Origin of the sequence: Bartonella sp. AC535YNZD (assembly GCF_042196625.1) — a bacterium.
In the GTDB taxonomy this organism is placed as follows: domain Bacteria; phylum Pseudomonadota; class Alphaproteobacteria; order Rhizobiales; family Rhizobiaceae; genus Bartonella.
Genome location: NZ_JBHIQP010000062.1, coordinates 1 through 887 on the forward strand (window position 1 = coordinate 1; position 887 = coordinate 887).

General features: G+C 42.2%; 1 pseudogene. It reads right to left on the minus strand.

Going from position 1 to position 887, the window contains the following annotated elements:
• Nucleotides 1-878: pseudogene (locus ACFIM8_RS09155) on the minus strand (hypothetical protein); the annotation flags it as partial.
• Nucleotides 879-887: the final 9 nt, after the last annotated feature.

The window sequence follows — 887 nt, forward strand, 5'->3', positions numbered from 1 at the left end:
GCTAGACCAATAGCAGCAGCTTGTCTTGCTTCTTTCCGAACATCCTGAATAGCATAATTCAATGTCTCAAACTTCATATCCGTATAGGATTTCGACTCGTTAACACCATCATTGACAAGACCACTAATTTTCTCATCCGTATACTTATTGGCATCTTCAAGAACTATCTTCATCTGCTCTTCAGTATAATCATGTAACTGACCACCATTAACAGCTTGCTGAGAACCTGTTTCAATCTTCCCTGCCGCTACATTGTCTATCATAACAGGTTCGCTGTCATTACCTCCTACTAACGTAATGCTATTGGTCTTTTTACCATCACTATCTTTATCATAGTTAACAACGCCATCTGTTACCGCTACTTCAATATTTTTCACATGTTGATCTATCGTATCTACTTTGTCTTCAACATCTTTTACTCTCTCATTCGTGCTCCAAAGCTGACCACCATTAACAACTTCTTGCGAGCCTTCTTCTATCTTACCATCCAATACATGCGTAATCTTACTCGACTTACCATCATGCTTCGCATCATACGCGCCTTCTTCTTCATTCCAATTCAAACCATTGCTCGCCACATTCTTCTCAACATCATGAATACGGTCGTTGATACTCGTCATACCATCACTGACACCATCAAAGGCTCCTGCTACATCATGATAGATCTTCTTTGCTGACGAACTACCATCAGAATTGAATTGCGCAACCTTGAATTCCGGAGCCCTCCATTCGCCACCTTCATAGCTAGCTCCTCCGCCTAAATACATCGCTAGCGTCTGATGCAAGGAATAAAGCTGAGAACCATTCACGGCTTCCGTCGAACCTTCAGAAAGTGTGCCCGCTTTCACGCCAGAGAGACTACGTGTATCACCATTCATGTTTGCAAT